The following is a 26,605-nucleotide window of genomic DNA, read 5'->3' as shown; positions in this document are numbered from 1 at the left end:
GGTATTTAATCGGCCCAAAAAAGCGTATTAGGCTGTCCACAGGCCATTCTTTCTTGCCTGGAATTCCGCAATCGGTCCTTCTCGACATGCGATGATGCCGCCATGACCACCATCCTCGAAAAGACCGCCGGCCTCGTCGCCTTCGTGCGCACGGTGGACGCCGGCTCCTTCCAGGCCGCCAGCCGGCTGATCGGCTCCAGTCCGTCGGCCGTGTCGAAGAGCGTTGCCAAGCTGGAGCGGCGGCTCGGCGTCAAACTCATCCAGCGCTCGACGCGCCGGCTGGGGCTGACCAGCGAAGGCATCGCCTATTACGAGCGCGTAGCGCCGCTGCTGCGGGCGCTCGACGATGCACAGGACATCGTGCAAAGCACCGGCACGGCGCGCGGCCTGCTGCGCGTCACCGCCCCGGTCGAACTCGGCCGCGGCCTGATCGCCTCATGGGCGCAGCCGTTCCTGGCCGAGCAGCCTGAGGTGAAGCTGGAGCTCAGCGTCACCGACCGCCACGCCGACCTCATCCGCGAGAACTATGATGTGGCGGTTCGCATGGGCCCGCTGACGGATGCCGGCCTCACGGCGCGGCGCATCGCCAGCCTGCCGATCGTGCTGGTGGCCGCCCCCGCCTATCTCCAGCGCCGAGGCTTTCCGGTCTCGATCGCCGACCTGCGGCGCCATGATTTCATCCGCTACGTCTCGGCCGGCCGTCCGCAGCCCATCACCTTCGCCGACGGCACCGAAATCGTGCCCGACGGCCGCTTCGACACCGACGACGGCGGCGCCATCCGCAACGCGGCGCTAGCCGGCGTCGGCATCGCCCACCTCATGCAAGTCGCCGTGCAGGACGACCTCGACACCGGCCGCCTGGTGCACGTCTTGGCCGACGTGCCGATGCCGACCATGCCGGTCCACATCGTGCACGCCTTCGGCCGGCAATTGCCGGTGCGGGCAAGGCTGTTCGTGGAGTTTCTGGCACGGCAAATGGGGAGGTTGGGGCGGTAGCTCCCTTCTCCCGTCTACGGGCAGGGCAATCGCGTATGGAATTCTTGAGATATCTGCCCGGCACGGCGCCCCCCGGACCCGCATCGTTCGTCACATCTTACGAATCCGTGGAACGAGGCCGCGTCTCGGGGGTTACATTAGATCAACCTGAAAAGGAGGTAGCCATGAAGAAGCTCCTGCTTGTTTCGGTTATCGCCATTGCTTCGGCGGCGGCGATGATTGCCCCCGCGGATGCCGGCAGTCGTATCACGATCGGCATAGGCGGCTATGCCGACGACTATTACGGCAATGACTATTACAATGGTTATCGTGACTATGGCGACCGCTACGTCTATCGCCCCTATTACCAGTACGATGCCTACGACAATGGCTACAGGCCGCGTCATTACCACCGTTATTATCACCGGCACCATCGTTGCCACATCGAACTGGTCAAGCACTGGCGTCATCACCACAGGATCATCGAGGAGATTCGCGTCTGCGGATGACCTGATCTTGTGAAAAACGGATCCGGCCGGCATTGCCGGTCGGATCGCCGCGTTCTCACGCCCTTCTCTCCAACATCATCCCATAGTGCACCGCCAGCAGGTCCAGCCCGACTTTCAACAGCTTCGTCACCACATCCCTGCCCTCGCCGGTCTGCTCGGCCAGGCTCTTGATCGAGCCGCCGGCGCAGCAGACTTTCTGGACCACGGCGGCCACCTCCCAATGGCAGAGCGCCCGGGTGGCGGCGGCGTGGGCGCGGCCGGCGTCGAGCACGCTGTCGGCGATGCCGCCGCCGTGGCGGCCGCCGTCGACGCGCTCGCTCCAGCGCATCGGCTTGACGCTTGCCTGCTGGCTGCAGCGGAAATCCTCGCGGTAGCGCAGCCCGGCTTCGCGCTGCTGGCGCGACAGCGAGGTGATGCCCAGCAACGGATCCACGTTGCGCACCCGCACGATGCCGCCGGTGGAGGTGTAGCCGTCATTCGACACCTCGTAGACGCGGCTGGCCTCCAGCGTGCCGACGGCCAGCCGCTTGCGGCCGAAAGCGTCGTCCTTCAGCGCGAAATCATGGCCGACCTCGCGGCGGATACGCACCTGCTCGGCCTCGCCCTTCGGCAGTTTTGGCGCCTGGAGTTTGGCGGGTCTGGCTTTCCTAGGCATCGGGCGGCTCCTGGTTGGGTGGGGTTTGCAGGACTTGGGTTCCTCGCCCCCGTGAAACGGGGGAGAGGTGGCTCGGGCAGAGCCCGAGACGGAGAGGGGGCGGCGCGACGGAAGATCATTGTTCGTGCGAGTTCCTACCGTGGTCTCGTGCTTATCCTCAGCCCGCCGTGGCTTCGCGGCGGTTGCCCCCTCTCTGTCTCGGCTACGCCGAGCCAACCTTGGCGGTTGCTAATGGAACCAGCACGGTCTCGCGACGTTATGCGGCGTCGAGGAACACGGGAGATATGCCGATGACAGCCTTCATGCCGGTTACCCTGCGCTTTTGCGACAACAAAACCATGCTGGTCAGCTCCATGGCCGAAGCCGCCACCGCGCTCGGCCAGCGATGGCCGGACAAGACCTCGCCGGGCTATGTCGAGGCGGCCCGGCTCGTCGCCCTGGCCGTGGATGGCACCTGTTGCCAGCGCATCGCCTTCGACGCCTTCACCAAGGCGGCCAGGCAACAGAACATGTTGGTGGCCAGGCCGAAAAGCCGCGCCCGCGCCTGGCTGGACGCCGTGGTCAGCCCGTGAGGGTTGTGAGGTTGGTGGGCTGGGCGGTCGGGCCGAAAATGTGATGCAACCGCCAGCCAGCGTGGCGCGTTGATGAAAGCGGGGTTTCCAGCCCCGCGCAGAGTGAAGGTGAACGCCGTGGGTACGATGAAGACCGGAGTGCCACTCAAGGTGCGGATCGACGGGCAGATCGAAGACATCGACTGCGTCAGCGACGCCGCCGACTTTCTGCAGCGCTGGCCGCTCGAGCGGCGCGGTCATGTCTACCGCAGCGCCCTCAACGCCTGCAGTGCGGCCATTGCCGCGCAGATTTCCGAATCCGACGCCATGAAAGTGTTCACCGGCTTTGCCCGGGTGGCCGACATCCTGGTGGCGGAAGGCGGATCGGCCACGACGCTCGAGGCCAGGACCGTGCAAAGCCGCATGCCCAAGCAAGGCCGCCAGATACCGAAATAAGGTTGCGGCGCTTTCGTTCTTGGCTTGCTTCATCTCAAAATCCTCGTGGCCGCTCATCCGCCTTTCCGGCCCTACGTGATGGCTGTCCCTCACCCGCCCGCCGGCACCCCTGCCCTTCGCTGTCGCTTCGGGCGTTCGCCGTTCGAAAAGCCAGGCAATCGGCTTTTCGTCCGCTACGCGGATCACGCCTCACCCCGGCGTCGCCGCAAAAACGCGGCGGCGAAAGCGCGTCTGGTGGTAGGGGCAATAGCTTTTCAGCGGCTTGGTGCGCATGCCGCAGCACAGCATGTCGGCGCCCGGCCGCCCGCCAGGGGCGTCGTTGTCCGGATCCTCTTCCAGCGTCAGGTCCAGCGGCGCGCGGCAGCGGCCGAACAGGCAGTCGATGAAGCGCATCGCCACCCCATGCGGCTGGCGGCCGAGGGCTGTCCGTGGCGGCACCGGCACCTCCAGGCGGTAGGCTTCGCCGTCGGCCACCAGCACGCCGCGCACGAACAGGCGCGGCGGCACGCCGGCGCCGCCGATGGCGAGCGCGACATCGATCGTCTCGGCGTTAGCCGCCTTGGCGATGGTCCTGTCCCGTGCCGGCGTTCCGCTTTCCGGCTTGCTCACTGTCCGCTTGCCGGCAGCCCGCTTGGCTGCCGCCGGCCTGTGATTGGCAAAGCCGATGGCGGCCAGCATGGCGTTGCGGTGCACGATGCCGATGATGGCGTTGCGCGACACGCGCGCGCCGCGCAGCGCGCTGAACGCCACCGCGATACTCGAGGCGGAAAGCCCGTCCTTCAGCCAGCGGGCGATCTCCTGCAATTCCGTGTCGGTATAGCTTGCCATCTGAGGCCTCCATCAAAGCTCAGCCTTCGGTCGCGCACCGCCAGGCAAGCGTCAGGGTTCAGCCCCAATGTGTCGGAGGGCCGCAGTCAGGGTGTTTTCGAGGGCCGGCTGAGCGCCGGGTCAGCCTCTGCCCGATCGGACCAATCGTCCGGCGGCCTGGGCGAGGCGCGAAAGCCGCGCCTCGGCCGTTCTTCTGTCGGGGCGGAAACCGCCCGACCCGTCAGCGGGTCGAACAGGATGACGGTGCCGTCCTGCGTGCGAATGCACGAGCGGCCAGAGGAACCGGCAAAACCCGGACCAGCATCATCATGATCGAATTGGGGGCCGGAGCCGCTGGGAGCGGCGGCTCCGGCCGTTCCGGTCGCCAGTGACAGGCGGACCGGACCCGAGGCCGATGCAATCAAGCAGGGAGCCTCGGGCTTCGCCCCGGCCGGGGAGGAGGACGGCCGGGAGGGAAGAGAATGGCTGGCGGTGAAGGCCGCCGGATGCGCCTCGCGTGAGGCCGGCGCCACGGCGCCATCGAATCTGGACAGGTTTTGCATGGCCATATATAAGCATAACTCAAAAATTGATGCAAGCCATTCTTTCATGGACGAGAGCCGCTTTCATCGCTCACATGGCGCCATGGCAAAAACGGAACTGTCGATCAAGGTTGGGGCGGCGATCCGCCAGGCGCGCAAGCAGCGCGGCCTGGTCATGCGCCATATCGCCGAGCACAACGACACCGATGTCGCCGCCGTCGGCAATTGGGAAACCGGCCGTAACCTGCCCAAGACCGAGAACCTCTTGAAGACCGCCGCCTTCCTGCGCGTCGATCCGGTGGCGCTGGGCAAGGGCGAGGTCGTGTTCCTCGACGATGCCGGTCCGGTCGCCGACGCCGAGGTCGTCACCGATGCCGGCCCACCGCCCGCCGGTCCGATGGATATTCCGGTGCTGGGCGCCGCCGTCGGCGGCGATGACGGCGATTTCACCTTCAACGGCGAGCCGGCCGGCTATGTCCAGCGCCCACCCGGCATCCGCAACCTCCCAAAGGTGTTCGCACTGCACGTGCTCTCCGATTCCATGGTGCCGCGTTACGAACCGGGCGACATGATCTATTGCGGCGGCCGTGACGCCGTGCCCGGCGACCATGTCGTGATCGAGATGTTTCCCGAAGAAATCGGGCACAATGGCAAAGCCTTCATCAAGAAGCTGGTCAGGCGCACCGCCGCCGAACTGGTCGTCGAGCAGTACAACCCGCCGAAGACGCTGACCTTCAACCGCTACGCCATCAAACAGGTCTTGCGCGTCATCCCGCTGAAGGAACTGCTGGGGTATTGAGGCGGGACGTTTTTTCCTTCTCCCACAAGGAACCAACGCCAACGCCCCTCTCCTCTCAAGCCCGTCTCGACCTCTGCATCAACACCTCGCGCTGGCGCTCGTCGATGAATGCCGCCTGGATCGCAACGTTGGCGCCCGGCAAGCCGTCGGCGCGACAGACCATGCAGCGCATGCGCGCTGAAAGCGCGGCCAAGGGCGTATTTCCCGTCACGCCGAACCGCTTCAGCTGATCGGGCCGCCACCACCTGTTCCGACCGCAATCGGCGCACTCGACCGATATCGAGATGACATGCGCAATCACCGCTTCCTTACTTGGCAATGCCATCGCCCCTGCCTCGTTTTTTGTTCCTGATTTGTTCGCATATTCCTGCGTTTGAAGCCACGAGTCGAGTCGCCCATCTCAAAGATTCCCAAAAGTTTTTCTTCTACGGCTGTTTGAGTTATGCTTACATCAACTCACAAATGTGAGTCGGGCGTGGAACCGCCCGGCGCATCAGATCCGGGAGCAACAATGGACGCCCTTGCCGCCGATTTCGCCCGTGCCTGCGGTTACACCGGCGACAGCCCTGCTTTGCTCGAGGCTTTCGAGGCGATCCGCCGCAACGGCATCGAACGCGCCCGCCAGGATCATGTGAGGCGCAAGGCGGTCATCGACGAACTGAAACACTCAGACGCGCTGTTCCTGGCGGCGATCGGCCCGGCGCTGTCGGCGCACGAAGCCATCGAGGACGCCGCCCGCTTCATCGCCTTCTGGCGCAACATGCCGCGCTGGCGCCAGGAGCGGCGCCTGCCCGACCTCATCAGGGCCAGACAGCAGCGTCTGGTGGCGCGCTTCTTTCGCCGTTACAGTCACCTTCTGTGGGCTCTGGAAGCGGCGTAGGGCGCCTAACCCAATTCCGCTGGCCAATTGTGCTGGCATGATGGCTTGAGGGTTCCAATCGCCAGGCTTTCTTTCTAGACTGCGCTGGGGTGGCTGATCGTTTCGACGTGCATATCGCAGAATGTTCAAGACTGCCCGCAGCAGATTTCAGACCTGGATCACAGCCGGCGCGGGAACCATCGCCGCCCTGTTCGTCGCCGGCCTGATGGGCGCCTTCGGCGCCCTGCCCGCTCACGTTCCGCCGCGATTGCCGGCCGATGCCGCCATCGATGCCGGGCGCTGGCGCGTGAAGCCGGTGCGCGCCTATGTCAGCCGTGCCAAGGTCTATGGCGTGCCGTTGAAGCCCGGCCAGAAGGCGCTGGTGCTGGAGGCCGACATGACCAACCGCACGGCGCAATCCGACAAGGCCTATTTCAATGTCTTCACGCCGGACGGGCTCGCTTTGCCCGACGGCCTGCCGATGGTCGCGCTGACCCGCGATTCGACGCTGACGCCGGAACTGCATCCTGGCATGACCGAACGCATGGCCTATGTCTGGCCGCTTGCCGGCGACACCGCCGTGCCGGCAAGCCTGAACTTCGGCGTCACCGCCGAGATCTTCAAGCCGCGCGACAACCTCTATGGCATGCCCGGCTGGTTCAATCCCTATCGGCTCGGCACCGTCACCTTGCCGGTTGCCGAATTGCCGGTGACAGACTGGCCGGCAAACGGCTCATGAGGGTGCGGCTATGAGGATTCGGGCCATCGGCAATCTGGTGATCCTGTGCGCCACCGTGGCGCTCAGCTATGGCATGCAAGTGTCGATGCCGCATTATGCCGACCTCACCGCGCCGATGCCGGTCGACGGTTCGATGCATGACACCATCCGGACGCGCAGCTTCGATGTCCGCCTCGACAGGGTAATCTTTGCCCGCACGCTGAAGACCGACCAGTTCGGCCAGACAAAGCTGCTGACGACGAGCGGCCTGTGGGCGGTGGTGACGACCGACCTCACCGCCACCAACGCCTCCGCCACTGTCGCCGACGGCACCTGGCAAGGCCCGACCGGACTGCGCTACCACCAGACGGAGCGGCTCGGCTATCGCCCCGACATGCCGCCGCACGGCGTCGATCCGGGCCTGGAAAAACGCGGCCTGTTCGTGTTCGAAGTGCCGCCGGACCAGATCCGCGGCGCCAGCCTGCTGGTCGCCGCGCGCCAGTTCGGCCCACTCGACGCCCAGGCCCGCATCAGCCTCGATGCGCTGCCGAGAGGCGCAGACGGCCAGCCGGCGAATGTCCTGCCGCAATACGATCTGGACGCCCCGCCACCACAAGGCCCGCCATCACAAGGCAACACATGACCGCTGTTGCGACCGATACCGGACCGGCCGCCGGCGACGGCCGGCAGGCCGAGAAAAAATGGCGCCGGCGCGGTCTTGTCGCACTCGCCATCCTGCTGCCCCTGACACTGGCCGAAACCAGCTATGACAGCATCCGCGATTGGCTGCATGGCGAAGACCTCGTCGCCCGCGATGTCGCCTTTGGCCAGAGCATACCGTTCGGCGGCAGCGACTGGCGGCTGGCCGATCTGCGCGGCGGCAAGGCCGGCCGCTTGCCCGACCATGCGATTGCCGTCATCGCCACCTTCTCCGTCACCATCGGTGACCCCAATCTGCAAAGACTGTGGCTGGGCTGCAAGGTGATCCTGACCGACGCCGCCGGCCGCCGCTGGCTGCCGGACTTCATCGCCGGGGTCAGCCTGCCGGATAAGGTGATGAATTGCACCTCGGCGATCTTCTCCGGCGCCAAGAAGGGCGACGTCGTCACCATCGGCGAGACCTTCATCGTGCCCGAGGATGCCGTCAAGACCATTCGCCCGGCCGTCGGCCTTGGCAGCGAGCGCCCCTGTTTCCTGCGCTTCCAAAGAGCGCCGAAGTGAGCCGCTACCTCGCCGCCTCGACGGCCGGCGCCGCCCGCTTCGACAGCGAAAACGCCGTCTCCAGCACCGCGGCGAGAAAACAGATGCGCAGCGGCTCGATCAGGACGCCGGTGGAGGAATCTTGGAACGGGCTGCCGAACAGCAGCGTCACGCCATGCGAGACGATCTGCCAGACATCGAGCTCATGCGGACCGATCAGCCGCGTCGCCCCCAGCCACAGCCACGCCGCGCCCCAGTCGAGCAAGCGGTAGCCGACGATCAGCGTGCACAACAGCACCAGGCTGGAGCTCACCGTCAGCCGCACCCCGTTGGCGATCGGCAGATAGCGCGAGCGGTAGCCCGCAATGAAATGCTCGACGAAATCGCGCAGGAATTTCGGCAGGCCGGCATAGCGCCGGCCGAACCGCTCCAGCCGGCCGTGCACGCGCATCAGCGCGGCGTCATCGCGCACGTCATAGCCATAGATCAGCGCCGCCATCACCAGCCAGATCAGCGGCAGGAGCATGAAGAAGAACAAATTGATCGCCACCGTCGAGGGCGCGATCGAGGTGATCTCGACCGGCACCATCGGCGCGGCCGTGGCAACCGGAACAGGGCTCGCCAGCCCGTCGGCCGCCGCTTGCAGGGCCGACCAGAAATTGCGGCTCATCAGCCATTGCAGCGCGCCGTCCTTCCAGCGGCTGATCACGTAGAGACCGACGAAGATCCAGTTGGTCTCGCAGATCACCACGACGATCTGCCAGAACGAGGCCGCTTTCGTTTTCGTCTGCATGAACTTGGCCAGCCGGCGGATCAGCCAGGACATCGCCACCGAGATCAGCAGCCAGCGCGAATCGAGCACGTCGAGCACATTGGCGCTCTGGCCGAAATCGACCTGGTCGAGCGTTTCGCGCGAATATTGCCGCACGATATCACCGAGAAACCCCCAGGCGGCGTAGTAGGCAAAGAACGGCAGCAGCGCGACGGTGACCATCCGCACCAGCCGCGAGCCGCGCCGGTCCGCGGCGCCCGGCGCCTCACCAATGGCTTGCGCGTCGGCGGTTGCGGCCTTGTCCGCGGTGCGCTGCGCGGCACGCACATGCGGCAGTCCGGGGCGCAGCACATGGAACATCGCCACCGTCACCACCAATTGCGCCAGCGCCACCAGCGTCAGCATCGCCAGCCCGGCGAAATGATTGGCCAGCGCCACATTCGCCGCCAGTCGCATGAGCAGATCGCCAACCAGCACGCCGGCCAGCACCAGCGCTGCAAGCTGCGGCCAGAACCGCCGCAGCAGCGAAAAACTCAAGGTGATCGGTCTGATGATATCGGCAAACATGAGGTTCTCTCACGATGCCACCCGCCCCGGCTTTTCTAGCAAAGCACGACTGTTTTGCAAGGAACGCGAGGGGGCCTCCTGGCAAATGGCAGGGCGCGAAGGAACGCGAACCTGCGCCACGGCGGCTCCCTTACCCAGCCCAAAAATGTCGTTGTTGACACAGAAGCTCGTCTCCTTTATAGAACCAAATAGTTCCAGAACTAAGTGGTACCACAATGGCAACTCAAATCTCCCTCGACGACACATTCGCCGCGCTGGCCGATCCGACACGCCGCGCCATTCTTGGCCGGCTGCTCGACGGCGAGGCTTCGGTCGCCGAGCTGGCGCAACCTTTCGCGCTGACCGTGCGGGCGATCTCCAAGCATGTCGGCGTGCTGGAACAGGCAGGCCTCGTCACCCGCAGCCGGTCGGCGCAGAAGCATCTGAGCCGCATCGAGCTCAAGCCGCTGCGCGACATCGACCGCTGGCTCGACGGCTACCGCAAGCTTTGGGAGAACCGCTTCGACCGCATGGAGGATTTGCTGCGGCGCGGCGCGGACAGACCGGAATGAGCGCGCTGATGGCATCGGCGGCCGACCGCGGCTTTGCGATCGAGCGTGTTTTCGACGCCCCGGTCGAACGTGTCTTCCGGCTGTGGACGGATCCTGCGCTGGTGGCGCAATGGTGGGGCATCAAGGACTGCACCATTCCGCATTGTGTGCTCGACGTGCGCGTCGGCGGCCGCTGGCGCATCGACATGCGCACCTCGAGCGGCGCGCTCTACCGCAACCAGGGCAGCTATCTCGAAATCGTGGGGAATGGCCGACTGGTTTATTCCGACGAGCCGGATCCCGAATTGCGCGAATGGGCCGGCAAGCCGCCGGGGCAAAGCCGCCATACGGTGACCTTCACCCCGGATGCGCAGCGAACCCACGTCCATTTCGAGGTGACGCTGGCCAGCGCCGCCGACCGCGAGCGGCTGCTGGCGCTCGGCATGCGCGGCGGCTGGACGCAGAGCTTCGACCGGCTCGAGCAGCTGTTAGGAGGCAACCATGCTGGCTGAAAACGCCGAGCCGACCACGCAAGCCGTGCTGTCGCGGGATGGAACGCCGATCGCCTGCGAGCGCCGTGGCCGGGGCCAACCGCTCATCCTCGTCGACGGCGCGCTTTGTTCGCGGACCATGGGCCCGAGCCTTCAACTCGCCAAGGCGCTTGAAGGCAGCTTCACCGTGTTCCGCTACGACCGCCGTGGCCGTGGCGACAGCGGCGACAGCGCACCCTATGCGGTCGAGCGCGAGGTCGACGACATCGAGGCCGTGCTCAAGGCAGCCGGCGGCGAGGCTTTCGTCTGGGGCATGTCGTCCGGCGCCATGCTGGCGCTGATGGCGGCAAGCCGCCTGCCCGGCATCGGCAAGCTGGCGCTCTACGAGGCGCCGCTGATCGTCGACGACAGCCGCGAGACCACGCAAGGCGACTGGGCAACGATCCGGGCCGCAGTCGCCGAAAGCCGGCGCGGCGACGCCGTGACCGCCTTCCTCAGATCGGTCGGCATGCCCGGCCTGCTGATTGTCTTCATGCGGCTGACGCCGATCTGGTCGAAGCTCAAGGCGGTTGCGCATACACTGCCCTATGACGGCGCCATCGTTGCCGGCGATCAGCTCGGCAAGGCGCTCGACCCTGCTCGCTGGACCTCGGTGCGCGTGCCGACGCTGGTGACCGATGGCGGCAAGAGCCCGCTCTGGATGCAGCATGGCAACAAGGCGCTGGCCGAGGCGCTGCCCAATGCCCGCTACCGGACGCTGGCCGGCCAGAACCACATGCTGAAACCCGCCGTGCACGCACCGGTGCTGACGGCGTTTTTCAACGGGCGGGAGTAGCCTCTTCCGGTAAGAACAGCTTCGTGGAAGGAGAGAGCCCGCCGTCGTTGCCACGTGAACGAGCCCTCGCCGCATCCGGCTTGCGAAACTGTCGTGGCCCGTGCCATCTGTCCGGCACAACGGACCGATCCACAGCAGCATGGCAGCACGACCACCCGCCGGAAAACCGCCCAACAGCAGGCCACCCGCCGGCAACGCTCGCACTGGCAAGCCGCACACTGGCAAGCCATTGGGCGTCAGCCTCAACCGCGCGCTGTCGAAGCTCGGCCTGTGCTCGCGCACGCAGGCCGAGGTACTGATCGCGGAAGGCCGCGTGCGCGTCGGCGGCAAGGTGGTGCGCAACGCGGCCCTTCGTGTCGATCTCAATCGCGACCGCATTGTCGTCGACGACCGGCCGGTGGTTGCCGAGCGCAAGGTCTATCTGATGCTCAACAAGCCGCGCGGGCTGGTCACCACCCGCGACGACCCGCAGCAGCGCGACACCGTCTATGCCTGCCTCGAAGGGCTCGACCTGCCCTTCATCTCACCCGTCGGCCGGCTCGACAAGGCGAGCGAAGGCCTGCTGTTGATGACCAATGACACGCACTTTGCCAACCGGCTGATGGACCCGGCCTCGCATCTGCCCAAGACCTACCACGTGCAGCTCGGCACGGTGCCCGACGCCGCGATGTTGGAAAGATTGCGCGCCGGCGTGACCATCGACGGCGAGACCCTGACCACCAGCGCGATCGAACTTCTGCGCAGCGGCGGCCGCACCGCCTGGCTGGAGATCGTGCTCGACGAAGGCCGCAACCGCCACATCCGCCGCCTGCTCGCCGCGCATGACATCGAGGTGCTGCGCCTCATCCGCATCGCCATCGGCCGCCTGCAGCTCGGCGACCTCGCCAAGGGCACAGCGCGGCACCTGACGCCGGAGGAATTGGCGCTGCTGGCGGGGTAATTGGCGGGTGCTGGCTTCTTCAGCCGCGACACCTCAGAAAAAATTTTGCCTCGCACCGATGATTTCCACCCGCCCGCGCTGTCCTGATCTACAGGCGCCGGAATGGTCCGGCTGCCGGACAAGTGAGGTGATCCATGGGATCGTTACAAGGTCAGAATGTCGTCGTCGTCGGAGGCAGCCGCGGTGTCGGCCGCTCGATCGTCGAAGCCGCACTCGGCGAGGGAGCGACGGTGCTCGCCGTCGCCCGCGGGGCCGCCGATTTGAAAGAGCTCTCCTGGGAGACGTCAGGCGTCAAGACGCTTGCCGCCGACGCCACGCAGGAGGAGGCGCCCGATGCGGTGTTCGCGGCACTTCAGCCGGACGTACTGGTGATCTGCGCCGGCGCGCTGGCACCGTCCGCACCTATCCCGGACCAAAGCTGGGAGGACTTCTCGGCGAACTGGGACATGGACGTCAAGGCGTCGTTCCTGTTTTGCAAGGCGGCACTCCAGGGCCGGCTGAAGCCGGGCAGCCGCGTGGTGCTGATCTCCAGCGGCGCGGCACTCAGCGGCGGGCCGCCGAACTCCGGCGGCTATTCCGGCGCCAAGCGCATGCAGATGTTCCTGGCCGCCCACAGCCAGAAGGAAGCCGACCGGCTTGGCCTCGGCCTGCGCTTCATGGCGCTGGTGCCGATGCGGATCATGGCGGGCACCGGTGTCGGCCAGCGCGGCATCGATGGCATCTCGGCCTATCTCGGCATCAGCCCGGCGGATTTCCTCGCCAGCATGACCGATATGCAGACGCCGGCCGATGTCGGGCACGCCGTGGTCACGCTCGCCGGCGGCAAGCTGCAAGGCGTTTCCTTCACGGTGAGCGGCAGCGGACTTGCGGCGGCGGCATGAGGCGCGCAGGATGTCAGCCGAAATCAGCACCACAGGCTCGATATGACAGACGCTCCTGGCCCGCTTGAGCCACTGGGCCAGCCGATCCTCGATCGGCTGGCCTTCGAACGCCTGACAACGGCCCACCGCCGCGAACTCAAGCTGCACTGCTACCGGATGATGGGCACGCTGCATGAGGCCGACGACCTCGTCCAGGATACGTTCCTGAAGGCCTGGCGCCGCAGGGCGCAATTCGATGGCCGCGGCTCGCTGCGCGGCTGGCTCTATACGATAGCCACCAACAGCTGCCTTAACGCCATCAAGGCGAGGTCATCGGCGCAGCGAATTCTCGAGCAGCCCGGACGACCGCCGACCGAGGGACGCGCCGCTGCCGGACCCGCCCCCGAACTCGCCTGGCTGGAGCCCTACCCGGACACCGAGCTGCCGGACCTCGTCGATGGCGAGCCGGGCCCGGAAGCGCGCTACGAGACGAGCGAGGTCGTGCAGCTCGCCTTCGTCGCCGCGATCCAGTCTTTGCCACCAAGGCAGCGCGCCGCGCTTTTGCTGTGCGACGTGCTGGGCTGGTCGGCGCTCGAGGCGGCGCAATTGCTGGGTGGCTCGACCGCTTCGATCAACAGCGCTCTGCAGCGCGCCCGCGCAACGCTTGGGGCACGCTATCCGCAGGGGCGGCCGCTGCAGCGACCGCGGCCCACCAGCGAAGAGCGTCTTCTGCTCCAACGCTATATGCAGGCCTGGCAGACCGCCGATCTCGACGGCTTCGTCGAACTGCTGCGCGAGGACGCTACCTACCACATGCCGCCATGGCGGGACTGGTACCAGGGCCGCGAGGCGATCCACGGTTTCTTCAGCACCGTGTGGGGCAATTTCGCCGGCTACCACGCGGTCGCCACCCGCGCAAATGGCCAGCCCGCGGTCGCGCTCTACGCCCGCCGCCAGCAGGATCCCGAATGGCACGCCCAGTCGCTGCATGTCATCGAGCCGGCCGGCGACAGGATCGCCTCGCTCACGGTCTATGTCGGCCCGCTCGGCCTGGACCTGTTCGCAGCCTTCGGCCTGCCACATGTCTGGCCGGCCTCCTGACGGGAGGCTGTCAGGAGGGCTGGTCTATATCAGCTCATGGGCCCGGCGCGGCTCCGGCAATCAGGGAACAATTGCGATGAATTTCGTCTCAGTCCGCATCATCACGTCGGACGTCCAGCGCCTCGTGCGCTTCTACGGTGAGATTGCCGGCATGCCGGTGACGATCTACACGGAAGACTTTGCTGAATTGGCGACACCGGCCTGCACGCTGGCGATCGGCAGCACGCGCACCTTGCAGCTGTTCGGCGGCGACGTCGCCCGCCCCGCAGACAACCACACCGCCATCATCGAATTCCGCGTCGGCGACGTCGACGAAGAGTTCGCCAGGCTGTCGGATGTCCTCAAGGACACAACCGTGCAGAAGCCGACAACCATGCCCTGGGGCAATCGCTCGCTGCTGTTCCGCGACCCGGATGGCAATCTGGTCAACTTCTTCACGCCCGTGACCGCCGAGGCGATCAAGAAGTTCGACAAGCAGGCTGTTGCCTGACCTACTTCTGGTTCCATTTGCGGATGACCGGCTCGCTCAGATCGTGCTCGTAGCCGAGCACGCTGATGCTTGCCGTATCGAGCACGAACAGCGCGCCGCCTTCCGGCGGCAGGCCGATCCAGCGCGCCGCCAGCACGCGCAGGAAATGCGCGCTGGAAAACACCAGAATGCTGGCATTGGCCTTGCGCAGCGCGGCGATGATCGTATCGGCCCGCGCGCCGACATCGGCCGCCATCTCGCCCTTCGGGCAGCCATCGCGAAACACGTTCCAGCCCGGCCGCTCGGCCAGGATCTGTTTTGTCGTCAGCCCCTCATAAGCGCCGTAGTCCCACTCCTGCAGATCGTCCTTCTTGACGCTCTCGGCGCCGAACCCGGCGAGCACGCTGGTGTTGTAGGCGCGCTGCGATGGGCTCGACCACACCGCCGAGAACGACAGGCCCTTCAACCGATCGGCGACGCCGCGCGCGGCAGCCTCGCCGGCCGGCGTCAGCGGCATGTCGGTGCGGCCGGTGTGCTGCCCCGAAAGGCTCCACGCCGTCTCGCCATGCCGGACCAGATGGATCTGCGGAAACGCACTGCTCATACGGGTGCCCCTCAAAATCGCCGGCACCTTAGAGGAGGATGCGGCAAAGGGGAATCCGGCTGACGCGAAACTGTGTGGTCGCCTGGCCCTGATCCGCACCGCGCTGGCCCTGTGAGGAGCCCGGTGACGCAACTATATCAAGGTGGGCCCCTACGAGGCTCCCGCCACCACAAGGGCATCGGCCCTTGCACAACAGGTCACATCGTCATGTACACACATTTGCTGATCGCCACGGACGGATCGGAACTGGCCGACAAGGGCGTTGCCCACGGCCTGGCGCTGGCCAGCCGCCTCGGCGCCACCGTTACCTTTGTCAACGTCACCGAGCCATTCCCGATCTTCGCCTGGGGCGGCGCCATGGCCGGCTATGCCGCCGGCGATGAATTCGCCGCCTATCAGGAAGGCGGTCGCCGATACGCCAAGGAAGTGCTCGACAAATGCAAGGCGTCGGCGGACCTGGCTAATGTACGCGCTGAGGTGGTGCATATCGAGGACAAGAAGCCCGCCGAGGCGATCCTGGAACTGTCGCAGGCTGAAGGCTGCGACCTGATCGTGATGGCCTCGCACGGGCGCCGGGGGTTGGGAAGGCTGCTTTTGGGCAGCCAGACCGCCGAGGTGCTGTCCTTGACCGAGATTCCGGTCCTGGTGGTGCGCTAGAGCACGTCCCGCGATCAATGAATCGATTGTGATGTGACGTCGGGCTTCGCGGGTGATTCAACATCCACTTTGATGAGGTGGATGATGGGAAGAGCACTGAGCGACGATCTTCGATCGCGGGTCTTGAAGGCTTCGGACGCGGGCATGTCTGCCCGGCAGGCGGCGGCGCGGTTCGGCGTCGGCATATCGAGTGCAATCCGGTGGATCGCACGGGCGAAGATCGGCGAGCGGACGCCGCGGCCGCAAGGCCGTCGACGCGCGTCCAGCCTCGATGCGCATAAAGCCTTCATCGTGGGGTTGATCGATGAGCGCAAGGACATCACGCTGAACGAGATGGTAGAGCGGCTGGCGGTCGAGCGATCGGCTCGGATCAGTCGCAGCGCCTTAAGCGCCTGGCTTGGCCGGCACGGCTGGACGTTCAAAAAAAGTCCGCACATGCACTGGAGCAGGATCGTCCCGACATCCTGAAGCGCCGTCGTGCGTGGTTCGACGGCCAACTCGACCTCGATCCGGCAAAGCTGGTGTTCATCGATGAAACTGGACTATCGACCAAGATGGCCCGGCTGCGGGGCCGTGCGCCATGCGGTGAGCGTTGCCGGGCGGGCGTGCCGCACGGCCATTGGAAAACCACCACCTTCACCGGCGCACTGCGGCTGACGGGCATGACCGCCCCGTTCGTCTATGACGGCGCCATGAACGGCAACGTATTCCTGGCCTATGTCGAGCAGGTGCTGGTCCCGACCCTGTCGGAGGGCGACATCGTCGTGATGGACAACCTTCCCGCCCACAAGGCCGCCGGCGTTCGCGATGCAATCGAGACGACCGGCGCGAGGCTCATGTTCCTGCCGCCCTACAGCCCCGACTTCAATCCGATCGAAAACGCCTTCTCAAAACTCAAGGCTCTTATGCGGGCCAAAGCCGAGAGGACAATCACAGCCCTGTGGACCGCCGTCGGATCGCTCGTCGACCTCTTCACCCCAGCCGAATGCCAGAACTACTTCAAGGCCGCAGGTTATGACCCAGATTAAACCGGACGTGCTCTAGGCCTGCGCGGCTACAACACCACCTCCCCCGCGAGATAGAGCCCCAGCGCCAGCAGCCCGACGAAGAACACCGTGCGGAAGGTCTCGACGCTCATTCGCTGGCGCAGCGCCTGGCCGGTGAACATGCCGGCCAGCGCCGGCGCAAGGGCTGCGACCGATCCCGCCAGTTGCGTTGTCGGCGATGCGAAGGCCCCCGTTCTGAACAGCCCGATGGCCAGCGCTGCCGTTGACACGGTGAAGGACAGGCCGAGCGCCTGGATCAGGTCTTCCCGCTCGAGCCGCAGCGATTGCAGATAGGGCACGGCCGGGATGACGAAGACGCCGGTGCCGCCAGTGACCAGCCCGGTCGCCAGGCCGACCAGCGGCGACGCCCACGCCTCGTGGCGCGCCGGCGTGGTGAAGCCGGCCCTGGCGAGGCCGACAAGGGCATAAAGCACCAGTGCCGCGCCCAGCCCTGCCGACGCCAGAGCCGTGTGCGTCCCGGTGAGCAGACCGGCGCCGGCGACGGTGCCGAGCACGATGCCGGCCATCATCGTCCACAGCCGCTTGCACAGGCCGCCGAAGGACGGGCCGGTCGCCAATTGCCAGAGGTTGGTGACCAGCGACGGGATGAGCAGCAAGGCGGCGGCCTGCGCCGGCGGCATCGTCACCGCCAGCAGCCCCATCGCCACGGTCGGCAAGCCCATGCCGACGACGCCCTTGACCAGGCCGGCGGCGAGAAAGACAGCGCCGATCCAGGCGATGACGCCGGCGCTCAGCACGATCGCACCTCCCGGGCAGGGTCAGTCATGCAGCAGCATGTCCGTCGCATCGGCATCCGGGCTGGCGGCATCGGGTACGGCCTTTGCCGGCGCGCTGACGGAAGCGACTGTGGCCGCGCATCCCCGTGGGCCGGGCTCCGCCCGCGTCATCGCAACGCAAGCCACCGCGATGGCCAGCACGACCGCCGTGCTTTCAAGAATGCCGGGTCGGCTTGATGCTCGTTCGCTCATCACACGTCTCCATCCGAAACTGTTTGACGAAGATGCGGGCTGGCCACAATGTGGAAGTTGCGTCTTCAGCCTTCGGCTTGGACGAAGGCTGACACCAAGGTCCGGAGAAAAATGCACTTCGATCTGGTCGATCTCCGCCTGTTCCTGCTGGTGGCCGAACGCGGCAGCATAACCCATGGCGCCGAAAGCGCCGGGCTGGCCCTGGCGTCGGCCAGCGCACGCATCAAGGGCATGGAAGACCGGCTCGGCGCGCCGCTGCTGGAGCGCCGCCGCCGCGGTGTGGTGCCGACGGCGGCCGGACAGGCACTGCTGCATCATGCGCGCGCCGTGCAGAACCAGATCGAGGCGATGGCCGGCCTACGCCACCGGCCTGCGCGCCCGCGTGCGGCTGCTCGCCAACACCGCTGCCACAGCCGAGCTGCTGCGCGATGTCCTGCCGGCCTTCTTTGTCACGCATCCCCAGATCGACATCGATCTCGACGAGCGCCCCAGCCATGAGATCGCCGAGGCGGTGGCCAGCGGTGCGGTCGATCTCGGCATCGCCGCGACCTGGGCCGGCCTTTCGCATCTCGAGCAGAAACCGTTCTTCATCGATCGGCTGGTGGTGATCGCCGCGCGCGACTGGCCGGGACTGGCGGGCCTGCGTACCGCCAACCTCGCGGATATTCTCGGCCAATCCTTCGTGGGCCTGAGCACCGGCCACCCCCTGCAAGAGCACATCACGGGCCAAGCGGCCCGTCTTGGCGGCCATCTGCATGTCCGCATCCGCGTGCCTGGCCTCGACAACGTCTGCCGGCTCGTCGCCCAAGGTGCCGGCATCGCCATCGTGCCGGAAAGTGCGGCGCGCCGCTCGGCACGCACGCTGCGCAGCCTGCGGCTGACCGACGACTGGTCGACGCGCCAGCTCAATCTCTGCGCCCGCCGCTTCGACGAGTTGACGCCACAAGCGAAATTGCTGGCCGCCGCCCTGGTCTGAACCCGACAGCCAATTGGCGAGCGGCCGCTGCCACGCCGGGGCGGTGCGCCGTTCCCAGCCCATTCGAAAACAGCGCCTTGCTTTTCAAAAATCCGTGGCATAGCTTGTTTGCACATTGGCAAAAAAATTGCCGATATTTTTTCTTTTTATGAAAGACGGGACTTTTGCGGGAACATCTCGATCTGACCGATCGGCGGCTGGTCAAACAGCTGTCGCAGGACGCCCAGCCGGGCATCAACCGCCTCGCCGAGACATTGGCGATTTCGGTGCCGACGGTACGCTCACGGCTGCGCAACCTGCTCGACCGCAACCTGCTCAAGATCGTCGGGCTGTTGAACCTGACCGAGCGCCCCGAGCTGATCTCGGCCATTGTCGGCATCAACGCCCAGGGGCGCGGCCGCGCCCGCGAGCTGGCGCAGCGCATTTCCGAACTGCCCTTCGTCAACTCGGCTTCGGTGGTCACCGGGCGCTTCGACATCATTGTCGACGTGACCGTGGCCGGTGACGTCGCCGATCTCTACCGCGTCACCAGCGAGCTGATCCCGGGTGCCGGCGAGCCGGGCGAAGTCGTGCGCAGCGAGACCTTCGTCGTCATGGCGTCCTGCAACAAATGGGTCAGCCTGCCGGAAGGCTGCTGGTCGGACGACAACGTCCGTAAGGAGCCGGCATGAGAATAGCGGTACTCGGTGGCCTCGGCCTGCAAGGCCGGGCGGCGATCGCCGATCTCGTCGCCAGCGGTGTCGAGGATGTGGTCTGCGTCGACACGGCACCGGATGGCGCGGCTCGCCTTGACGGCCTGACCGACCTTGCCCGCGTGCGCTTCGTGGTGCCAGAGGGTGCGATCGGCCCGGCGCTCGCCGGGGTATTGGCGGATGTCGACGCCGTCATCGACCTGTTGCCGCAGCCGCTGATGCGCGAGGCGGTCCAGGCCGCCATCGCAACGCGCACACCGCTGGTCACCACCAACTATGGCAAGGCCATCGCCGATCTGGCGCCGGCCGCCGAACGGGCCGGTGTGCCGATCATGACCGAATGCGGGCTCGATCCCGGCATCGACCTGGTGCTCTACGCGCGCGCCGCAAGGCAGTTCGATAGCATCGCGTCGATCGATTCCTATTGCGGCGGCATCCCCGAGCCGAAGGCGATGGCCAAGCCGCTGTGCTACAAGGTGAGCTGGAACTTCGACATGGTTCTGGTCAGCCAGAACCGCGACAGCGTTATGATCGAGGATGGCCAGCGCGTCGCGGTGCCGGCCGGCCAGCAGCACGACAATCCTTTCATCCACGAGATCGAGGTCGCGGGCCTCGGTAAACTGGAAGCCTTTCCCAACGGCGATGCGCTGCACTATGTCGAGATGCTGGACGCCGCAAAAGGGCTGCGCCGCTCCGGCCGCTACACGCTGCGCTGGCCGGGATGGTCGGCCTTCTGGGCGCCGCTGAAAGAGCTCGGCTTCCTGTCCGAAGACAAGGTTTCCGGCACCGCCGTCAGCCCGCGCGAATTCCTCGGCCGCCTGCTCGGCCCGCAACTGCAATATGGCCCCGGCGAAAAGGATCTTTGCGTGATGCGCAATGTCTTTTCCGGCCTCGAAGGCGGCCGCCGCAAGACCGTGACGTCGGACCTGACCATCGAGCGCGACCTCGCCTCCGGCCTGTTCGGCATGAGCCTCGGCGTCGGCTACCCCGCCAGCATTGTGGCGCAGATGTTGGCGCGGCGCGAAATCAGCAAAGCCGGCCTGCTTAATCCGCTGCTCGATGTACCCGATGGCCGCTTCTTCGACGAGTTGGCCCGGCGCGGCATCACGGTTGCCGAGACGGTGGCCTGGGACTGAGAATTTTCGAACGGTGGCTGCCGCCGGCAACGGCGCTGCCGCTCAAAAAACGGCCCAAGGGAACCGCGGGCGAGACATCAACGACAACAGGGAGGAATACCGAAATGAAGACTGCCAAACTTTTCATCGCCGGGCTTGCACTCGCCGGCCTTACCGCCGCGGCCAGCGCCGGAACGCTGGACGACATCACCAAGCGCGGCGAACTGCGCGTCGCCGTGCAGACACAGGGACCGCCCTTCTCGCTGGTCGGCGCCAATGGCGAACGCACCGGCAGTTCGGTTGAACTCGCCGAACTGATGGCCAAGGAAATGGGCGTCAAGATCACCTTCCTCGACTTCGACTGGGACGGTCTGATCCCGGCGCTGCTTTCGGGCAAGGCCGATCTTTTGGTTGCCGATATGACGCCGACACTGGCGCGCGGCATGAAGGTCGCCTTCACCACACCTTACATGTATACGGGCAGCACCGTCTTCACCAAGGCAGACAGCAAGTTCAAGTCGACCGAGGACTGCAAGGCCAAAGGCACCAAGATCGCCGTGCTGTTAGGGGCCACCGGCGAGAAGGAGGCCAAGACGGCCTTCCCCGATGCCGACATCAAGAGCTACAAGGGCGGTGGTCCGCTGCTGCTCGACGCCGTCAACAACGGCCAGGCCGATTGCGGCGTCAACGATGTCTCGGCGGTCAAAGGCCAGTCGACCGCTTATCCAGCTGGCGCCTTCACCATCATGCCGGAGCTTTTGTCGAAGGAGCCGCTTGCCTTCGCCACCCGCTATGACGAGCCGGACCTGTTGATCTGGATGAACCTGTTCCTCAACCAGGTCAGCATCGACGGCCGCCTGCAGAAGAACCTCGACTACTGGGTCAATTCCGACGCCTGGAAGAAGGATCACTAATGCATGTCTCCCAAAAGTGCGTAGCGGTTTTGGGACAACGACATGCATGAAAACAAAGAGTAAGCAGCCTTAGAACCAGGCGGTTTCGCGCGCGTCTTGAGCGCCGCGAAGCCGCCTGGACTTTCGCCCGCTTTGGGAACCGCCCAGCGATGCTCGAGAATTTCAGTTTCCGCACCATCGTCGAATACCTGCCTCTGTTCGGGCAGGGCCTGGTCACGACCGTCTGGCTGTCGGCGCTGTCCTTTGTCGGCGCGCTTGCCGTCGGCATCGTGCTGTGCGCCATGAATCTGCAGCGCGGCTGGCTGTTTCGCGCCCCGGCCAAGGCCTATATCGACGCCGTGCGGGCCACGCCCTTGCTGGCTCAGCTCTATTTCCTCTATTTCGGCCTGCCCCGGCTCGGCTTCGTCCTGCCCGAGCTCGTCGTCGGCATCCTCGCTCTATCTCTGAACAGCGGCGCCTATGTTGCTGAAATCATTCGCGCCGGCATCCTCTCGATCCCACGCGGTCAGGTCGAAGCCAGCGTCGCCTCGGGCATGACCTATGTCCAGCGCATGCGCCTGGTCATCCTGCCGCAGGCCTTCAAGGTGACAATCCCGCCGCTGCTCGGCCAAGCGATCGTGCTGGTCAAGGATTCCGCACTTCTGTCGCTGATCTCGGTCGCCGAGCTGACCCGCGCCGGCCAGTTGCTCGCCTCCGACCGCTTCATGCCGGCGGAAGGGTTTCTCACCATCGCCGCCTTCTACCTGCTGCTCTATTACTGCCTCAAAGGGCTGGCCGTAGCCTCCAGCCGCTGGCTCGGCACTGCGGGGGCGCGCACATGATCTGGCAACAGCTGCAAAGCCTCGCCGGCAGCTATCCGCTGGCACTGCGCGGCCTCGGCATGACGGTGGTGCTGTCGCTGATCAGCCTGGTGCTCGGCACCTTGCTCGGCTTCGGCCTCGGCATCTTGCGGACCGGCGGCAACCGGCTGATCGGCAGCGTCATCGGCGCCTGGGTCGACCTGATCCGCGGCACGCCGTTCCTGGTGCAGATATTCCTGATCTTCTTCATCCTGCCGGAGTTCGGCATCGAGCTCGATGCCTTCACCGCCGGCATCATCGCGCTGACCAATCTTGCCGCCTGCTTCATCTGCGAGATCGTCGCCGCCGGCATCCGTTCCGTGCCGACCGGCCAGGTCGAGGCGGCACTGGCATCCGGCCTGTCGCGCTGGCAGCGCATGCGCCAAGTGGTGCTGCCGCAAGCAATGCGCATCGTGCTGCCGCCGCTGGTCGGGCAATATGTGCTGCTGATCAAGGATTCTTCCGTCGTTTCGGCGATCGGGCTGACCGACCTCACCCGCGTCGGCTGGCTGGTTGTGCAGCGTGTGCCCAACGGCCTGCTGGTCTTCTTCCTTGTCGGCGTCGGCTATTTCATCGTCTGCTATCCCCTCATCATGCTGGCCCGCCGGCTCGAACGCCGCATGGGCGCGGCGCATGGCGAGGTGCAGCTATGACATCGAACCTCAAAGGTCCGGCAAACATGACCAAACCTAACCTGACCAAAACCGGCATGATCGACTTTCGCGGCGTCAACAAATGGTTTGGCGCGCTGAACGTGCTGAAGGACATCACGCTGAGCGTCGAGCCGCGCGAGGTGGTCGTCGTCTGCGGCCCGAGCGGCTCGGGCAAGAGCACGCTGATCCGCTGCGTCAACGGCCTGGAGGCGATCAAGGACGGCGATCTCGTCGTCGACGGCCAGCGCCTTGGCGACCCCGCCGCCAACATGACGCAGTTGCGCACCGAGATCGGCTTCGTCTTCCAGTCGTTCAACCTCTACCCGCACAAGACAGCCCTCGAGAACGTCACGCTCGCCCCCATCCATGTCCGCAAGATCCCGCGCGCTGAAGCCGAAAAAGCCGGGCGCGAATTGCTGGCCAAGGTCGGCCTCGCCGACAAGGTCAATGCCTATCCAGCGCAACTCTCCGGCGGCCAGCAGCAGCGCGTGGCGATCGCGCGTTGCCTCGGTATGCGGCCCAAGATCATGCTGTTCGACGAGCCGACCTCGGCACTCGACCCCGAGATGATTTCGGAAGTGCTCGACGTGATGGTGGCGGTTGCCGAGGAAGGCATGACCATGATGGTGGTGACGCATGAGATGGGCTTTGCCCGCAAGGTCGCCCAACGCGTGGTGTTCATGGATGCCGGCGCCATCGTCGAAAGCGGCACGCCGGACGAGTTCTTCTCGCACCCGAAGACCGACCGCAGCCGCGCCTTTCTGAGCAAGATTCTCAGGCATTGAGAGGCCAGGCTAACTCGCCTTCTCCGGACTGCCGCCAATGGCAAACGCAACCCGGCTCTGGCGCCGTCTTATCAGCGCGATGGCGAGGAAGGCGATGACGCCGCTCGCGGCGACGACCGCCAGCACCCACAGCGAATTGGCGACGGATGTCCGCGCCATCATGAAGGCCAGCACGAACGGCGCGAAGGCCGAGGTGAACTGGCGGGCAGCACTCGCCCATCCCAGCCGCGCGCCATAGCCTTCGCGGCCGAAGAGTTCGAGCGGCAAGGTGCCGCCGACGATGCTGGTGAGGCCGGACCCGAGGCCGAACAGCAGCACGAACAGGAAGGCGCCGGGCAGCCACGGCGTGGTCAGCAGCAGCGTGCACAGCCCGGCCGTGAGCAGCGATGCGGCAATGACGGCCAGATGCGTCTGCTGAAGCCGCCCGCCAAACAGCATGTTGATCAACCGGCTGGCGACCTGCGCCGGCCCGAACAGGGTTGAAACGAAGAGACCGGCCGTGCCGAGCCCAAGTGCCGCCGTCAGCGGCACCATGTGGATGAGGATCGCCGACAGCACGAAGCCCTCGGTGGCGAACCCAGCCAGCATCAACAGGAACGCGGGCTGTCCGCGGCGCGGATCGAGCGCCGCGCCCGCTTCATGGCCAGGCCCGCGCTGTTGCGGCGTGGCCGTCGCGTGGCGGCGCGACAGGCGCATCAGCCAGGCGTGGATCGGCAGGCAGAGCCCGAGATTGAGCGCCGCGAACAGCAGATAGACCTCGCGCCATGACAGCTGCGCATGCAGCGCCGAGGTCAACGGCCAGAACAGGGTCGAGGCGAACCCGGCGATGAGCGTCAGGTGGGTGATGCTGCGTTGCGGCCGGGGAACCCCGATCTGCACGATCGCCACGAAGGCGGCGCTGTAGAGGACGAAGCTGGAGGCCAGTTCCATCGCCAGCAAGGCCAGAACGAAGGTCACGCGGCCGGGCGAGACGGCGCACAGCGCCAGGGCGACGGCTGCCGCGACCGAGCCGATGGTCATGATGCGGCCGGCGCCGAACCGGTCGGCCCACCGCCCGGCCGTGGGCGCGAACAGGCTGCCGGCAAACAGCGAGGCGGACAAGGCGCCGAACACCCACCCTTGCGTGAGGCCGAACTCCCTGGCCATCGCCGGCGCCAGGATCGAGAAGCTGTAATAGAGCGTGCCGTAGCCGATGATCTGCGTCAGCCCGAGCGCCCATATCGCCTTGCGCAGGACAGACCGGTCAGGCATTGGCGCTCGCGGCTTCCGTCGCCTTGGCGCCAACCGAGGGGCAGCCTGTTGCACAGCCGCAGCCCGACGCGCCGTTTGCCTTGGCGTCCGCATCCTCGACGCAGCAGGCATCGACATTGGCGGGCGCGGGCCCGCCGCAACAACCCGCACCGTCCGATTCCGTGGCGATATCGGCGCTGCACACGCCGGTCTCCGGCAGCACCAGCCGCACCTCGCGGGCCGCGACATGGTCTCCGGCAATGTCGGCGACCACCGAGCGGACCTGCTCGTAGCCGGTCGCCATCAGGAAGGTCGGGGCGCGGCCATAGGATTTCGAGCCGACGATGGTGAAGCCAGGTTCGGGGTGGGCCAACTCCCGGATGCCATGCGCGGGAACCGTGCCGCACGAATGGAAATTCGGATCGATCAGCGGTGCCAGCGCCGGCGGCGCTTCGACGGCGGGATCGAGCGCGACGCGGATTTCGCCGAGGAACGACAGGTCGGGCCGGAAGCCCGTGGTGACGACGATGCGGTCGACGGCAAGGCTGAATGGCTTGCCAGCCAAATGGGCGTCGACGGCAAGCCCCCCGCCCTGCATCTCGATGCGGTTGACGGCGAAAGCCGTCAGCATGTTCAGCCTTCCATCCGCCATCGCCTGCTTGGCGGCGAGGCCAAGCGCGCCACGTTCGGGCAACTGGTCGTTCAGCCCGCCGCCGAGCAGCCGGTCGACGCTGGCGTGACGCAGCGCCCAGAAGATCTCGGTGCCGGGCGCCTTGTCCTGCAGCTCCATGAGCGCCAGGGCGACATTGATGGCCGAGTGCCCGCCGCCGATGACGAGGACACGCTTGCCCGCATAGCTGTCCCTGGCTTTGCCGGCCACGTCGGGAATGCCATAGGCGATGCGCCCGCGAGCAGCGGCTTCGCCGGCAACTGGCAGCCCGTCGACGCCGATGGGGTTTGGCCGCCGCCATGTCCCCGACGCGTCGATGACGGCGCGCGCGAGAACGCGCTGCTCGCCGCCGGCATCGCGATAGCGGATGACGAAGGGCGCGTCCTTTCGGCCGTCATTGGCGATCTTGTCATGCCCCTGACGGGTGATCGCGGTGACCTCGGCGCCGAGCTTCAAATTGGCGGCGATGCCGGCAAGTGCGGCAAGCGGCGCCAGATAGTCGCGCACGATCTCACCGCCGGTCGGCAGCCCTCGCATGTCCGGCGCCGTCCAGCCGGAGCGGTCGAGCAGCGCCCGCGCCGCCGCGTCGATATTGTATTGCCACGGCGAGAACACCCGTACATGGCCCCATTCGAGCAGCGCGGCACCTGCGCTCTCGCCGCGTTCCAGGATGAGCGGACGGATGCCGCGTTCGACCAGATGCGCGGCGGCGGCGAGGCCGACCGGGCCTGCACCGATCACCGCGACGGGAGAATTTGCCATCATGTCCATATGTTCGATCCTTCCGGTATCTTCGAAT

Annotated in this window: 33 protein-coding genes and 1 pseudogene; 25 read left to right on the top strand and 9 right to left on the bottom strand. The window is 66.1% G+C overall.

What is annotated here, in order from left to right; all coding sequences use genetic code 11:
• Positions 1 to 102: 102 nt before the first annotated feature.
• Both ACFSQT_RS16465 and ACFSQT_RS16460 read left to right on the top strand, forming a co-directional pair.
• The gene (locus tag ACFSQT_RS16465; protein WP_379020338.1) at positions 103 to 996 is read left to right on the top strand and encodes a LysR family transcriptional regulator; all 894 of its coding nucleotides are present in this window, start codon (positions 103 to 105) and stop codon (positions 994 to 996) included.
• 164 nt (positions 997 to 1,160) lie between these two features.
• Positions 1,161 to 1,484, top strand: a complete 324-nt coding sequence (locus ACFSQT_RS16460) for a hypothetical protein (protein WP_379020336.1) — start codon at positions 1,161 to 1,163, stop codon at positions 1,482 to 1,484.
• A gap of 55 nt (positions 1,485 to 1,539) precedes the next feature.
• Here the strand turns inward: ACFSQT_RS16460 and ACFSQT_RS16455 are convergent, their stop codons facing one another.
• On the bottom strand, positions 1,540 to 2,139 hold the full coding sequence (locus ACFSQT_RS16455) for a DUF6456 domain-containing protein (protein WP_379020334.1): 600 nt from the start codon (positions 2,137 to 2,139) through the stop codon (positions 1,540 to 1,542).
• 290 nt (positions 2,140 to 2,429) lie between these two features.
• Here ACFSQT_RS16455 and ACFSQT_RS16450 point away from each other — a divergent pair, with 290 nt between their 5' ends.
• Both ACFSQT_RS16450 and ACFSQT_RS16445 read left to right on the top strand, forming a co-directional pair.
• On the top strand, positions 2,430 to 2,711 hold the full coding sequence (locus ACFSQT_RS16450; RefSeq protein ID WP_379020332.1) for a DUF982 domain-containing protein: 282 nt from the start codon (positions 2,430 to 2,432) through the stop codon (positions 2,709 to 2,711).
• A 126-nt stretch (positions 2,712 to 2,837) separates the two neighbouring features.
• Positions 2,838 to 3,146: a DUF982 domain-containing protein gene (locus ACFSQT_RS16445; RefSeq protein ID WP_379020468.1), complete on the top strand. Its 309-nt coding sequence runs from the start codon at positions 2,838 to 2,840 to the stop codon at positions 3,144 to 3,146.
• Positions 3,147 to 3,335: 189 nt separating this feature from the next.
• Here the strand turns inward: ACFSQT_RS16445 and ACFSQT_RS16440 are convergent, their stop codons facing one another.
• Positions 3,336 to 3,974: a GcrA family cell cycle regulator gene (locus tag ACFSQT_RS16440; RefSeq protein WP_379020330.1), complete on the bottom strand. Its 639-nt coding sequence runs from the start codon at positions 3,972 to 3,974 to the stop codon at positions 3,336 to 3,338.
• Positions 3,975 to 4,598: 624 nt separating this feature from the next.
• Between ACFSQT_RS16440 and ACFSQT_RS16435 the strand changes: the two genes are divergently transcribed.
• Positions 4,599 to 5,294 carry an XRE family transcriptional regulator gene (locus ACFSQT_RS16435; RefSeq protein WP_379020328.1) on the top strand — a complete coding sequence of 232 codons (696 nt, stop codon included), beginning with the start codon at positions 4,599 to 4,601 and terminating at the stop codon, positions 5,292 to 5,294.
• 55 nt (positions 5,295 to 5,349) lie between these two features.
• On the opposite strand, the gene ACFSQT_RS16430 is transcribed toward ACFSQT_RS16435, so the two are convergent.
• Positions 5,350 to 5,619: a hypothetical protein gene (locus tag ACFSQT_RS16430; RefSeq protein ID WP_379020326.1), complete on the bottom strand. Its 270-nt coding sequence runs from the start codon at positions 5,617 to 5,619 to the stop codon at positions 5,350 to 5,352.
• Between the two features lie 117 nt (positions 5,620 to 5,736).
• Here ACFSQT_RS16430 and ACFSQT_RS16425 point away from each other — a divergent pair, with 117 nt between their 5' ends.
• From ACFSQT_RS16425 to ACFSQT_RS16410, 4 genes are all read left to right on the top strand, one after another.
• Entirely contained in the window at positions 5,737 to 6,174 is a 438-nt protein-coding gene (locus ACFSQT_RS16425) for a hypothetical protein (RefSeq protein ID WP_379020324.1), read from the top strand.
• Between the two features lie 121 nt (positions 6,175 to 6,295).
• Entirely contained in the window at positions 6,296 to 6,892 is a 597-nt protein-coding gene (locus ACFSQT_RS16420; RefSeq protein WP_379020322.1) for a hypothetical protein, read from the top strand.
• 10 nt (positions 6,893 to 6,902) lie between these two features.
• Positions 6,903 to 7,514 (top strand): hypothetical protein, encoded by a 612-nt coding sequence (locus ACFSQT_RS16415; RefSeq protein ID WP_379020320.1) that lies wholly within the window; start codon positions 6,903 to 6,905, stop codon positions 7,512 to 7,514.
• On the top strand, positions 7,511 to 8,092 hold the full coding sequence (locus ACFSQT_RS16410; RefSeq protein WP_379020318.1) for a hypothetical protein: 582 nt from the start codon (positions 7,511 to 7,513) through the stop codon (positions 8,090 to 8,092). The genes ACFSQT_RS16415 and ACFSQT_RS16410 overlap by 4 nt, the downstream gene beginning before the upstream one ends.
• A 4-nt stretch (positions 8,093 to 8,096) precedes the next feature.
• Here ACFSQT_RS16410 and ACFSQT_RS16405 read toward each other — a convergent pair whose 3' ends face one another.
• The gene (locus ACFSQT_RS16405) at positions 8,097 to 9,410 is read right to left on the bottom strand and encodes a hypothetical protein (RefSeq protein ID WP_379020316.1); all 1,314 of its coding nucleotides are present in this window, start codon (positions 9,408 to 9,410) and stop codon (positions 8,097 to 8,099) included.
• 215 nt (positions 9,411 to 9,625) lie between these two features.
• On the opposite strand from ACFSQT_RS16405, the gene ACFSQT_RS16400 reads away from it, so the two are divergent.
• The 7 genes from ACFSQT_RS16400 to ACFSQT_RS16370 all read left to right on the top strand — a co-directional run bounded on the left by ACFSQT_RS16400 (position 9,626) and on the right by ACFSQT_RS16370 (position 14,657).
• Positions 9,626 to 9,961, top strand: coding sequence for an ArsR/SmtB family transcription factor (locus ACFSQT_RS16400; protein ID WP_379020314.1), 336 nt, complete (start codon positions 9,626 to 9,628; stop codon positions 9,959 to 9,961).
• Positions 9,958 to 10,452 carry an SRPBCC family protein gene (locus ACFSQT_RS16395; RefSeq protein ID WP_379020312.1) on the top strand — a complete coding sequence of 165 codons (495 nt, stop codon included), beginning with the start codon at positions 9,958 to 9,960 and terminating at the stop codon, positions 10,450 to 10,452. The genes ACFSQT_RS16400 and ACFSQT_RS16395 overlap by 4 nt, the downstream gene beginning before the upstream one ends.
• Positions 10,442 to 11,266, top strand: coding sequence for an alpha/beta fold hydrolase (locus tag ACFSQT_RS16390; RefSeq protein ID WP_379020310.1), 825 nt, complete (start codon positions 10,442 to 10,444; stop codon positions 11,264 to 11,266). The genes ACFSQT_RS16395 and ACFSQT_RS16390 overlap by 11 nt, the downstream gene beginning before the upstream one ends.
• Before the next feature lie 139 nt (positions 11,267 to 11,405).
• A complete protein-coding gene (locus tag ACFSQT_RS16385) occupies positions 11,406 to 12,206 on the top strand; it encodes a pseudouridine synthase (protein WP_379020308.1) in 801 nt (266 codons plus the stop codon).
• Positions 12,207 to 12,340: 134 nt separating this feature from the next.
• A complete protein-coding gene (locus ACFSQT_RS16380) occupies positions 12,341 to 13,087 on the top strand; it encodes an SDR family NAD(P)-dependent oxidoreductase (RefSeq protein ID WP_379020306.1) in 747 nt (248 codons plus the stop codon).
• Between the two features lie 42 nt (positions 13,088 to 13,129).
• Positions 13,130 to 14,167 carry an RNA polymerase subunit sigma-70 gene (locus ACFSQT_RS16375; RefSeq protein ID WP_379020304.1) on the top strand — a complete coding sequence of 346 codons (1,038 nt, stop codon included), beginning with the start codon at positions 13,130 to 13,132 and terminating at the stop codon, positions 14,165 to 14,167.
• Positions 14,168 to 14,243: 76 nt separating this feature from the next.
• On the top strand, positions 14,244 to 14,657 hold the full coding sequence (locus ACFSQT_RS16370) for a VOC family protein (RefSeq protein WP_379020302.1): 414 nt from the start codon (positions 14,244 to 14,246) through the stop codon (positions 14,655 to 14,657).
• Position 14,658: 1 nt separating this feature from the next.
• On the opposite strand, the gene ACFSQT_RS16365 is transcribed toward ACFSQT_RS16370, so the two are convergent.
• Positions 14,659 to 15,240 (bottom strand): histidine phosphatase family protein, encoded by a 582-nt coding sequence (locus ACFSQT_RS16365; RefSeq protein ID WP_379020300.1) that lies wholly within the window; start codon positions 15,238 to 15,240, stop codon positions 14,659 to 14,661.
• Between the two features lie 207 nt (positions 15,241 to 15,447).
• On the opposite strand from ACFSQT_RS16365, the gene ACFSQT_RS16360 reads away from it, so the two are divergent.
• Complete coding sequence (locus ACFSQT_RS16360; protein WP_379020298.1) at positions 15,448 to 15,897, top strand: universal stress protein; 450 nt, start codon at positions 15,448 to 15,450, stop codon at positions 15,895 to 15,897.
• Positions 15,898 to 15,981: 84 nt separating this feature from the next.
• A protein-coding gene (locus ACFSQT_RS16355; protein ID WP_379018015.1) for an IS630 family transposase occupies positions 15,982 to 16,925 on the top strand; the annotation gives its coding sequence in 2 pieces (ribosomal slippage) (positions 15,982 to 16,318 and positions 16,318 to 16,925; 945 coding nt in all).
• Between the two features lie 26 nt (positions 16,926 to 16,951).
• On the opposite strand, the gene ACFSQT_RS16350 is transcribed toward ACFSQT_RS16355, so the two are convergent.
• Both ACFSQT_RS16350 and ACFSQT_RS16345 read right to left on the bottom strand, forming a co-directional pair.
• A complete protein-coding gene (locus ACFSQT_RS16350) occupies positions 16,952 to 17,701 on the bottom strand; it encodes a sulfite exporter TauE/SafE family protein (RefSeq protein WP_379020296.1) in 750 nt (249 codons plus the stop codon).
• A gap of 21 nt (positions 17,702 to 17,722) precedes the next feature.
• Positions 17,723 to 17,932, bottom strand: coding sequence for a hypothetical protein (locus tag ACFSQT_RS16345; RefSeq protein WP_379020294.1), 210 nt, complete (start codon positions 17,930 to 17,932; stop codon positions 17,723 to 17,725).
• Positions 17,933 to 18,043: 111 nt separating this feature from the next.
• Here ACFSQT_RS16345 and ACFSQT_RS16340 point away from each other — a divergent pair.
• From ACFSQT_RS16340 to ACFSQT_RS16310, 7 genes and pseudogenes are all read left to right on the top strand, one after another.
• Positions 18,044 to 18,908, top strand: a pseudogene (locus ACFSQT_RS16340) (LysR substrate-binding domain-containing protein).
• Positions 18,909 to 19,072: 164 nt separating this feature from the next.
• Positions 19,073 to 19,579, top strand: coding sequence for an Lrp/AsnC family transcriptional regulator (locus ACFSQT_RS16335; protein WP_379020292.1), 507 nt, complete (start codon positions 19,073 to 19,075; stop codon positions 19,577 to 19,579).
• Complete coding sequence (locus ACFSQT_RS16330; protein WP_379020290.1) at positions 19,576 to 20,736, top strand: saccharopine dehydrogenase family protein; 1,161 nt, start codon at positions 19,576 to 19,578, stop codon at positions 20,734 to 20,736. The genes ACFSQT_RS16335 and ACFSQT_RS16330 overlap by 4 nt, the downstream gene beginning before the upstream one ends.
• A gap of 104 nt (positions 20,737 to 20,840) precedes the next feature.
• Complete coding sequence (locus tag ACFSQT_RS16325; protein WP_379020288.1) at positions 20,841 to 21,629, top strand: ABC transporter substrate-binding protein; 789 nt, start codon at positions 20,841 to 20,843, stop codon at positions 21,627 to 21,629.
• Positions 21,630 to 21,778: 149 nt separating this feature from the next.
• Positions 21,779 to 22,450: an amino acid ABC transporter permease gene (locus tag ACFSQT_RS16320; protein WP_379020286.1), complete on the top strand. Its 672-nt coding sequence runs from the start codon at positions 21,779 to 21,781 to the stop codon at positions 22,448 to 22,450.
• Positions 22,447 to 23,121, top strand: a complete 675-nt coding sequence (locus ACFSQT_RS16315) for an amino acid ABC transporter permease (RefSeq protein WP_379020284.1) — start codon at positions 22,447 to 22,449, stop codon at positions 23,119 to 23,121. Before ACFSQT_RS16320 ends, ACFSQT_RS16315 begins: the two co-directional genes overlap by 4 nt.
• A 26-nt stretch (positions 23,122 to 23,147) precedes the next feature.
• On the top strand, positions 23,148 to 23,906 hold the full coding sequence (locus tag ACFSQT_RS16310; RefSeq protein ID WP_379020283.1) for an amino acid ABC transporter ATP-binding protein: 759 nt from the start codon (positions 23,148 to 23,150) through the stop codon (positions 23,904 to 23,906).
• A 9-nt stretch (positions 23,907 to 23,915) separates the two neighbouring features.
• On the opposite strand, the gene arsK is transcribed toward ACFSQT_RS16310, so the two are convergent.
• Positions 23,916 to 25,157 carry an arsenite efflux MFS transporter ArsK gene (gene arsK / locus ACFSQT_RS16305; protein ID WP_379020282.1) on the bottom strand — a complete coding sequence of 414 codons (1,242 nt, stop codon included), beginning with the start codon at positions 25,155 to 25,157 and terminating at the stop codon, positions 23,916 to 23,918.
• Entirely contained in the window at positions 25,150 to 26,571 is a 1,422-nt protein-coding gene (locus ACFSQT_RS16300) for an NAD(P)-binding domain-containing protein (protein ID WP_465264341.1), read from the bottom strand. Before ACFSQT_RS16300 ends, arsK begins: the two co-directional genes overlap by 8 nt.
• Positions 26,572 to 26,605: the final 34 nt, after the last annotated feature.

This window comes from Mesorhizobium calcicola (assembly GCF_042682105.1).
Classification (GTDB): Bacteria; Pseudomonadota; Alphaproteobacteria; order Rhizobiales; family Rhizobiaceae; genus Mesorhizobium; species Mesorhizobium calcicola.
The sequence above is the reverse complement of the archived record's forward strand: the minus strand, read 5'-3'. Positions and strand labels throughout refer to the sequence as shown.